Below are 8,490 nucleotides of genomic sequence, written 5' to 3'. Positions count from 1 at the left end.
GAATAGAGGAGGTATGGGCAAGGCGCAGTAAGGCCGTCTCATTCTTCTTGATAAACGGCTACAGATTATAAGGGAATGCGGGCCGCCGTGATGCAGAAAATCGGATGCGGCGGCACAAGGCTTATTTTCAATGACGATATAACACGCGCCGGGCAATATCCGATAAAATAGCGCGATTGACGATTAGGCCGTTTGAAAAAGGATAACAAGCATGGCAAAAGCAAGAGGCGGTTTGGGCCGCGGTTTAGACGTACTGATTTCCAACGGTGTGGACAACAGCAGCAGCGACCGGCTGACCACGGTGGCCATTGCCGACATCCAGCCCGGCCGCTATCAGGCGCGGGTGCAGATGGACGACGAAGCCCTGCAGGAGCTGGCCGATTCGATTAAGGCGCAGGGCGTGATTCAGCCCGTGATTGTGCGCGAACACGGCCTGTCGCAATACGAACTGATTGCGGGCGAACGCCGCTGGCGCGCATCGCAGCTGGCGGGTTTGACCGAAATTCCCGTCGTCATCAAAACCATCAGCGACGAAACCGCGCTGGCAATGGGTCTGATCGAAAACCTGCAGCGCGAAAACCTCAATCCGATTGAAGAAGCACAAGGTTTGAAACGCCTCGCCGATGAGTTCGGTCTGACCCACGAAACCATTGCCAAAGCCGTCGGTAAAAGCCGCAGCGCGATTTCCAACAGCCTGCGCCTGCTGGGTCTGCCCGAGCCAGTACAGGAAATGCTTTACCAGCGCCGTCTGGAAATGGGGCACGCGCGCGCGCTGCTGACCTTGCCGGTGGTGGAGCAGCTGGCTCTGGCACAAAAAGCCGTTAAAAACGGCTGGTCGGTGCGCGAAGTCGAGCGCCGCAGCCAGTTGGCACAGCAGGCCAAGCAGCCGGAAATCAAGAAAACCATCAGCGCCGACCTGCGCCGTCTAAACGATGTGTTGACGGAAAAGCTGGGTGTGAATGCCGAAGTCAAAACCACCAATCAGAAAAAAGGCAAAATCGTACTGCATTTCGATACGCCGGAAACATTTGACTATCTGCTCAAGCAGCTGGGTGTGGATTATCAGGCATAAAGCCGCGCCAAACTGCAGAAAGGCCGTCTGTTTTCAGACGGCCTTTTTATAAAAATTGATGTAAATCAAAATGCTAAGGCGCGGGCGGGAACGCTCTGCGGGCGGCTCTGCGGCATATTGTGTTTTTTCAGACAGTTAATGCTGTAATAAACTGTAGTTTGTGTTAAAATCTGCTAGAAAAACAAACGGCTGGATTGGCCGTCTGAAAATCGTGTAAAAGAAGCGGGCGGCAGGTGTGCCGCGTTTCACACAGATTAACATTCGGCTTGACGCGCGTAAGCTTCTTCTTTATAGTAGCCCCGCCCGATTATGGCAGTTGTTTCTTTAATAATTATATGACGCGGATTTTGATTTCACAGGCAGGCGTACTGATTGCCGTTTCCCTATTGAACGCGCTGTTTGCCGGAGTCCGCGGCTTTTGGTCTGCCGTTGCTGGCGGGCTGACGTATCTCATCCCCACTCTTATTACAGTTTTACTTTTAAAACTTTTCAAGGCCAATCCCTATCTGCAAAGCAGAATGATGGTCTTCGGAGAGGTTTTAAAAATAATGCTGTCGCTGGTGCTGCTGCTGGCCGTGTTTGCAGTGTGGCACGAATCTCTGGCGTTTTTGCCGTTTTTCTTCGGATTAACCGGCGTCAGCCATCTGGTTTTTTTAGTATTGTTGAGAGTTAAAGATTATGGCAGGTGAATCAATGACTGCAGCCGACTACATCAAGCACCACTTGCAAAGCTTGACCAGTCTGTCGGATGTTACCCAGGGCCAAGGCCTGAAAAATATTGCTGACTTTTCATTCATCAACCTCGACGCGATTTTCTTTGCCGTCGTGCTGGGCGTATTGGGCAGCTTCCTGCTGTGGCGCGGCGCGAAAGCCGCTACCGCCGGCGTGCCCGGCCGCTTCCAGGCTGCAGTGGAAATCCTGTATGAGTTTGTGGACGATATGTGCAAGAGCATCATCCACAACGAGCAGTCGCGCAAAGCTGTAGCTCCGCTGGGTCTGACGCTGTTTGTCTGGATTTTCCTGATGAATGCGATGGACTTGCTGCCTGTTGATTTGCTGCCCGTTGCCTGGCAGGGTCTGACCGGCGACCACCACGCCCTGCTGCGTGTCGTGCCGACCGCGGATTTGAATACCACGCTGGCACTGGCCATCGGCGTACTGATTATCTGTATTTACTACAACATCAAAATCAAAGGCTTCGGCGGCTGGATGCATGAAATGTTCAGCGCACCTTTCGGCAGCAAGCTGGCTCCGGCCAACTTCCTGTTGAACCTGGTTGAGTTTTTGTCCAAAACCGTATCGCACGGTATGCGGTTGTTCGGCAATATGTATGCCGGCGAGCTGGTCTTCCTGCTGATTGCCTTGTTGGGCGGCGCATGGGCGGCTTCCGGCAGCGTGGGTGTGATGGATCCGATTCTGTTCGTATTCCACATTCTCGCAGGTTTGGCTTGGGCGATTTTCCATATTCTGGTCATTACCCTGCAGGCCTTCATCTTCATGGCATTGGCGTTTGTCTATATCGGCCAGGCGCATGATGCGCACTAACTTCCCGACGGAAGAGTGCTCCCTTTTTCTCATGTAGTTTTTTTAACGTAGTTTTGACCTTTGTTTTTCATTAAGGAGTTTTAAAATGGGTTTGATTGCTATCGCATGTGGTTTGATCGTTGCTTTGGGCGCTCTGGGTGCTTCTATCGGTATCGCAATGGTCGGTTCCAAATATCTGGAATCTTCTGCACGTCAGCCTGAGCTGATTGGCCCGCTGCAAACCAAACTGTTCCTGATCGCCGGTCTGATCGACGCCGCATTCCTGATCGGTGTGGCCATCGCCCTGCTGTTCGCCTTTGTTAACCCGTTTGCAGGCTAATCCGAACAGACAACTGTTCCGATACAGGCGCCCCGGCGTTTGTTTGATTAACCCTAATACGAAGGTTAAGTAAAGTGAATATCAATGCAACCTTATTTGCGCAGATCATCGTCTTTTTCGGTCTGGTATGGTTTACCATGAAATTTGTGTGGCCGCCGATTGCAAAAGCGTTGGACGAGCGCGCCGCAAAAGTTGCCGAAGGCTTGGCTGCCGCCGAGCGTGGCAAAAGCGACTTTGAGCAGGCAGAGAAGAAAGTTGCAGAACTCTTGGCCGAAGGGCGTGGACAGGTAGCCGAAATGGTTGCCAACGCCGAAAAACGCGCTGCCAAAATCATTGAGGAAGCCCGCGAGCAAGCCTCCAATGAAGCGGCACGCATTACAGCACAAGCCAAAGCCGATGTAGATCAAGAAGTCAACCGCGCCCGCGAAGTATTGCGCGAGCAGGTTGCCTCGTTGGCTGTGAAAGGTGCGGAAGCGATTTTGCGTAGCGAAGTGGATGCGTCCAAACACGCTGCGCTGCTCAGCAACCTGAAACAGGAGCTGTAACATATGGCAGAGTTCGCAACGATTGCCAGACCCTATGCGAAAGCATTGTTCGGTTTGGCACAGGAAAAAAACCAAATTGAGTCTTGGTTGGGCGGACTGAAAGAACTGGCAGCGGTCATGCAGGACCCCAAGGTGCTTGCATTGGTCGAGCAACCTGAAACCGACGCTTCCGAAAAAGCGCAGACACTGGCCGACTTGGTCGGCCTGCAAAAAGACGGTCTTGCAAATTTTGTAACCGTTTTGGCCGAGCAGAAGCGTTTGGCCGTTTTGCCGGAAGTGTACGCGCAATATCAAGACTTGGCCTTGGCACTCAAGCACACCAAATCCGCAACGGTGTACAGCGCATACGAGCTGACACCGAAACAGCTGGAAGATGTAACCGCTACATTGAAAGAGCGTTTCAACAGCGACTTGGTGGTGACGACGCAGGTCGATCCCGATTTGATCGGCGGCCTGAAAGTCGAAGTGGGTGACCAGGTTTGGGATTTGTCTGTACAGGCCAAATTAAACAACCTGTACACGACTATGACGAATTAGGAGAGTTTTCATGCAGCTTAATCCTGCTGAAATTAGCGATTTGATTAAAGCCAAAATCGAAAATCTGTCTGTCAAAGCGGAAGTGCGTACCCAAGGTACGGTGATTTCCGTTACAGACGGCATTGTACGCATTCACGGCTTGTCAGACGCCATGCAAGGTGAGATGCTCGAATTCCCCGGCAATACTTTCGGCTTGGCCATGAACTTGGAGCGCGACTCCGTTGGTGCCGTAGTATTGGGTGAATACGAACACATTAAAGAAGGCGATACCGTTACCTGTACCGGTCGCATTTTGGAAGTACCGGTCGGCCGCGAGCTGGTCGGCCGCGTTGTGGATGCGCTGGGTCGTCCGATTGACGGCAAAGGCCCGATTAACGCCTCTCAAACCGCGCCGATTGAAAAAATCGCCCCGGGCGTGATTGCGCGTAAATCGGTCGATCAGCCGATGCAGACCGGTATCAAAGCCATCGACTCTATGGTACCCGTCGGCCGCGGTCAGCGCGAGCTGATTATCGGCGACCGTCAAACCGGTAAAACCGCTGTGGCTTTGGATGCCATCGTCAACCAAAAAGGTACGGGCGTTATCTGTATCTATGTGGCTGTCGGCCAAAAAGCATCTTCCATCGCCAACGTGGTACGCAAGCTGGAAGAGCACGGTGCGCTGGAGCACACCATCGTTGTTGCCGCTACTGCTTCCGAAGCAGCCGCGCTGCAATATATCGCGCCTTACTCTGGCTGCACTATGGGCGAATTCTTCCGCGACCGCGGTGAAGATGCCCTGATTGTATATGACGATTTGTCCAAACAAGCCGTAGCCTACCGTCAGATTTCCCTGCTGCTGCGCCGTCCGCCGGGCCGCGAAGCCTACCCAGGCGACGTATTCTATCTGCACTCCCGTCTGCTGGAGCGCGCTGCGCGCATCAATGAAGACGAAGTGGAAAAACTGACCAACGGCGAAGTAAAAGGCAAAACCGGCTCTCTGACCGCGCTGCCGATTATCGAAACCCAAGCCGGCGACGTATCCGCATTCGTACCGACCAACGTCATCTCGATTACAGACGGCCAAATCTTCTTGGAAACCGACTTGTTCAATGCCGGTATCCGTCCTGCCATCAACGCCGGTATTTCCGTATCGCGCGTAGGCGGTGCGGCGCAAACCAAAGTCATCAAGAAATTGGGCGGCGGTATCCGCTTGGCATTGGCACAATACCGCGAGCTGGCGGCATTCTCCCAATTCGCCTCCGATTTGGACGAAGCAACGCGCAAACAGCTGCAACACGGCGAAGTGGTGACCGAATTGATGAAACAAAAACAATTCAGCACCCTGAATACCGCCGAAATGGCGCTGACCCTGTGGGCAATCAACAACGGCTCTTACGAAGACGTACCGGTTTCCAAAGCTCTGGCTTTCGAAGCGGAATTCCTGGGCCACGTCCGCACCCAGCTGCCGGCTGTGTTGGAAGCGATTAATGCTTCAGGCGCGATGTCTGATGAAAGCGAAAAAGCATTGACCGAAGCCATGAAGTCTTTCAAATCTTCTTACGCTTACCAAGCTTAAGATTCGAAATGAAAGGAGTCTGAAATGGCAGTAGGAAAAGAGATTCTCACCAAAATCCGCAGTGTTCAGAATACCCAAAAGATCACTAAAGCGATGCAGATGGTGTCTACCTCTAAAATGCGGAAGACTCAGGAACGGATGCGCCTGGCGCGTCCGTACGCCGAAAAAGTACGTCTGGTTATGAGCCATCTGGCGCAAACCCATACCGACCACGGTATCACATTGCTGGAGCCGCACCGCGAGGTGCGCCGCGCCGGCTTTATCCTGATTACCTCGGACAAAGGTTTGTGCGGCGGCTTGAATGCCAACGTATTGAAGAAATTTTTGGCGAAAGTTCAAGAGTATCAGGAACAAGGCATCCAAGTCGAAGTCGTGTGCCTGGGCAGCAAAGGCTTAGCAGCCTGCCAAAGTATCGGTCTGGACATCATCGCCAGCGCAACCAATTTGGGCGACACGCCTAAAATGGAAATGCTGCTGGGCCCCTTGACCGAAATCTTCCAACGCTATGAAAAGCATGAATTGGATGCGATTCACTTGGTGTATTCCGGTTTCGTGAATACCATGCGCCAAGAGCCGCGTATGGAAGTATTGCTGCCGATTGGCCAGAACGAGATTGAAGAAGTCAACGGCGATTCCGCCATGAATTGGGAATACCGTTACGAGCCGAGTCCTGTCGCCGTATTGGAATATCTGGTTCGCCGCTATTTAGAATCTGTGGTTTATCAAGCATTGAGCGATAATATGGCTTCCGAGCAGGCGGCGCGTATGGTGGCGATGAAAGCCGCTACCGACAACGCCGGCAATGCCATCAAAGAGCTGCGCTTGGTGTACAACAAATCGCGCCAAGCAGCGATTACCACAGAATTGTCAGAAATTGTTGCAGGTGCAGCGGCAGTGTAATGCCGTCTGAAACTGTACGGAAAATAGGATACGATAATGAGCCAAGGCAAAATCGTACAAGTAATTGGTGCCGTAGTGGACGTGGAATTTCCACGCGACGCTATCCCGCACGTTTACGATGCCCTGAAATTGGACGATACCGGTCTGACCCTGGAAGTACAACAGCTTCTGGGCGACGGCGTGGTGCGTACCATTGCCATGGGTAGTTCGGACGGCCTGAAACGCGGCCTGTCCGTCAGCAATACCGGTTCCCCGATTGCCGTGCCGGTAGGCAAGGCGACCCTGGGCCGTATTATGGACGTTTTGGGCAACCCGGTTGACGAAGCCGGCCCTGTTGCCGCCGCGGAAACCCGCGCCATCCACCAAGCCGCGCCGAAATTCGACGAGCTGTCTTCAGCAACCGAATTGCTGGAAACCGGTATTAAAGTTATCGACTTGCTGTGTCCGTTTGCCAAAGGCGGTAAAGTAGGTCTGTTCGGCGGTGCCGGTGTGGGCAAAACCGTAAACATGATGGAATTGATTAACAACATCGCCAAAGCGCACAGTGGTCTGTCCGTATTTGCCGGTGTCGGTGAGCGTACCCGCGAAGGTAACGACTTCTACCACGAGATGAAAGATTCCAATGTATTGGACAAAGTAGCCATGGTGTACGGCCAAATGAACGAACCTCCGGGCAACCGCTTACGCGTAGCCCTGACCGGTTTGACCATGGCCGAATACTTCCGCGACGAAAAAGACGAAAACGGCAAAGGCCGCGACGTATTGTTCTTCGTGGACAACATCTACCGCTACACCCTGGCCGGTACCGAAGTATCCGCACTGCTGGGCCGTATGCCGTCTGCAGTAGGTTACCAACCGACATTGGCAGAAGAAATGGGTCGTTTGCAAGAGCGTATTACCTCTACCCAAACCGGCTCCATTACCTCTATCCAAGCCGTGTACGTACCTGCGGATGACTTGACCGACCCGTCTCCTGCGACCACTTTCGCCCACTTGGATGCGACCGTCGTATTGAGCCGCGATATTGCCTCTTTGGGTATTTACCCGGCAGTTGACCCGCTGGACTCTACTTCCCGTCAGCTCGACCCGATGGTATTGGGTCAAGAGCACTACGACGTTGCCCGCGGCGTACAGTCAACCCTGCAGAAATACAAAGAATTGCGCGACATCATCGCCATTCTGGGTATGGACGAGTTGTCTGACGAAGACAAACTGACCGTAATGCGTGCGCGTAAAATCCAACGCTTCCTGTCGCAACCGTTCCACGTTGCCGAAGTATTTACCGGCTCTCCGGGCAAATACGTACCGCTGCGCGACACCATCGCCGGCTTCAAAGCCATTTTGAACGGCGAATACGACCACCTGCCGGAACAAGCGTTCTACATGGTGGGCGGCATCGAAGAAGCAGCCGAGAAAGCGAAAACCTTAAACTAAGGAGGCCGGCATGAGCATCATGCGAGTTGAAGTGGTCAGTAGCGAGCAAAACATCTATTCGGGCGAAGCCAGCTTTGTGGTGGTGCCGACCGTACAGGGTGAGCTCGGTATTTACCCGCGACACGAGCCGATTATGAGTTTGGTACGCCCCGGTGCATTGCGTTTGACCGTGCCGGGCGAAGCTGAAGAAATTCTGGTAGCCGTTTCCGGCGGTCTCTTGGAAGTACAGCCTGATAAAATTACCGTACTGGCGGATGTTGCCGTCCGCAGTGCCGAAATGGATCAGGCGCGTGCGGAAGAGGCTAAAAAAGCCGCAGAAGCCCGAATTTCCAAAGCCGCAGATGAGGAATCTCTGGCCAAGGCGCAAGCCGCTTTGGCCGCAGCGATTGCCCAGCTCAAAACCTTGGATTATCTTCGTTCGCAAAAAAACAAGTAATATTACTGATGAAAAAGCACGGTTTGATACCGTGCTTTTTTGCGTTTGCCCTCTGTGTCTGTTCAGGGAAATATATAGTCGGAGAAATGAAATTCTGATACAAGGCGGCGAGCCGCAGGCAGTACATATAGTACGACAAGGCGA

Annotated in this window: 10 protein-coding genes; all 10 read left to right on the top strand. The window is 53.1% G+C overall.

Annotated features, from left to right (window positions below; translation table 11 throughout):
- Window positions 1-211 precede the first annotated feature (211 nt).
- Entirely contained in the window at window positions 212-1,072 is an 861-nt protein-coding gene (locus BDE01S_RS06085) for a ParB/RepB/Spo0J family partition protein (RefSeq protein ID WP_066078730.1), read from the top strand.
- Between the two features lie 335 nt (window positions 1,073-1,407).
- Window positions 1,408-1,761 carry an ATP synthase subunit I gene (locus tag BDE01S_RS06080; protein ID WP_066078728.1) on the top strand — a complete coding sequence of 118 codons (354 nt, stop codon included), beginning with the start codon at window positions 1,408-1,410 and terminating at the stop codon, window positions 1,759-1,761.
- Window positions 1,751-2,617: a F0F1 ATP synthase subunit A gene (gene atpB / locus BDE01S_RS06075; protein ID WP_066078726.1), complete on the top strand. Its 867-nt coding sequence runs from the start codon at window positions 1,751-1,753 to the stop codon at window positions 2,615-2,617. Before BDE01S_RS06080 ends, atpB begins: the two co-directional genes overlap by 11 nt.
- Window positions 2,618-2,702: 85 nt before the next feature.
- The gene (atpE, locus tag BDE01S_RS06070) at window positions 2,703-2,936 is read left to right on the top strand and encodes a F0F1 ATP synthase subunit C (protein WP_004284425.1); all 234 of its coding nucleotides are present in this window, start codon (window positions 2,703-2,705) and stop codon (window positions 2,934-2,936) included.
- Window positions 2,937-3,010: 74 nt separating this feature from the next.
- Window positions 3,011-3,481: a F0F1 ATP synthase subunit B gene (locus BDE01S_RS06065; protein ID WP_066078723.1), complete on the top strand. Its 471-nt coding sequence runs from the start codon at window positions 3,011-3,013 to the stop codon at window positions 3,479-3,481.
- A 3-nt stretch (window positions 3,482-3,484) separates the two neighbouring features.
- Window positions 3,485-4,018, top strand: a complete 534-nt coding sequence (locus BDE01S_RS06060) for a F0F1 ATP synthase subunit delta (protein WP_066078720.1) — start codon at window positions 3,485-3,487, stop codon at window positions 4,016-4,018.
- Window positions 4,019-4,028: 10 nt separating this feature from the next.
- Window positions 4,029-5,576 (top strand): F0F1 ATP synthase subunit alpha, encoded by a 1,548-nt coding sequence (atpA, locus tag BDE01S_RS06055; RefSeq protein ID WP_066078717.1) that lies wholly within the window; start codon window positions 4,029-4,031, stop codon window positions 5,574-5,576.
- Between the two features lie 24 nt (window positions 5,577-5,600).
- Window positions 5,601-6,476 carry a F0F1 ATP synthase subunit gamma gene (gene atpG, locus BDE01S_RS06050; protein ID WP_066078714.1) on the top strand — a complete coding sequence of 292 codons (876 nt, stop codon included), beginning with the start codon at window positions 5,601-5,603 and terminating at the stop codon, window positions 6,474-6,476.
- Window positions 6,477-6,512: 36 nt separating this feature from the next.
- Window positions 6,513-7,910 (top strand): F0F1 ATP synthase subunit beta, encoded by a 1,398-nt coding sequence (atpD, locus tag BDE01S_RS06045; protein WP_066078711.1) that lies wholly within the window; start codon window positions 6,513-6,515, stop codon window positions 7,908-7,910.
- Window positions 7,911-7,920: 10 nt separating this feature from the next.
- Window positions 7,921-8,346: a F0F1 ATP synthase subunit epsilon gene (locus tag BDE01S_RS06040; protein ID WP_066078707.1), complete on the top strand. Its 426-nt coding sequence runs from the start codon at window positions 7,921-7,923 to the stop codon at window positions 8,344-8,346.
- Window positions 8,347-8,490 lie beyond the last annotated feature (144 nt).

The organism is Bergeriella denitrificans NBRC 102155 (genome assembly GCF_001592185.1).
Lineage (GTDB): Bacteria > Pseudomonadota > Gammaproteobacteria > Burkholderiales > Neisseriaceae > Neisseria > Neisseria denitrificans.
The sequence above is the reverse complement of the archived record's forward strand: the minus strand, read 5'-3'. Positions and strand labels throughout refer to the sequence as shown.

Excerpts from the sequence above, each read along its gene's own strand:
- BDE01S_RS06085 (WP_066078730.1), top strand. The coding sequence starts at position 212 with ATGGCAAAAGCAAGAGGCGGTTTGGGCCGCGGTTTAGACGTACTGATT.
- BDE01S_RS06080 (WP_066078728.1), top strand. The coding sequence starts at position 1,408 with ATGACGCGGATTTTGATTTCACAGGCAGGCGTACTGATTGCCGTTTCC.
- atpB (WP_066078726.1), top strand. The coding sequence starts at position 1,751 with ATGGCAGGTGAATCAATGACTGCAGCCGACTACATCAAGCACCACTTG.
- atpE (WP_004284425.1), top strand. The coding sequence starts at position 2,703 with ATGGGTTTGATTGCTATCGCATGTGGTTTGATCGTTGCTTTGGGCGCT.
- BDE01S_RS06060 (WP_066078720.1), top strand. The coding sequence starts at position 3,485 with ATGGCAGAGTTCGCAACGATTGCCAGACCCTATGCGAAAGCATTGTTC.
- atpA (WP_066078717.1), top strand. The coding sequence starts at position 4,029 with ATGCAGCTTAATCCTGCTGAAATTAGCGATTTGATTAAAGCCAAAATC.
- atpG (WP_066078714.1), top strand. The coding sequence starts at position 5,601 with ATGGCAGTAGGAAAAGAGATTCTCACCAAAATCCGCAGTGTTCAGAAT.
- atpD (WP_066078711.1), top strand. The coding sequence starts at position 6,513 with ATGAGCCAAGGCAAAATCGTACAAGTAATTGGTGCCGTAGTGGACGTG.
- BDE01S_RS06040 (WP_066078707.1), top strand. The coding sequence starts at position 7,921 with ATGAGCATCATGCGAGTTGAAGTGGTCAGTAGCGAGCAAAACATCTAT.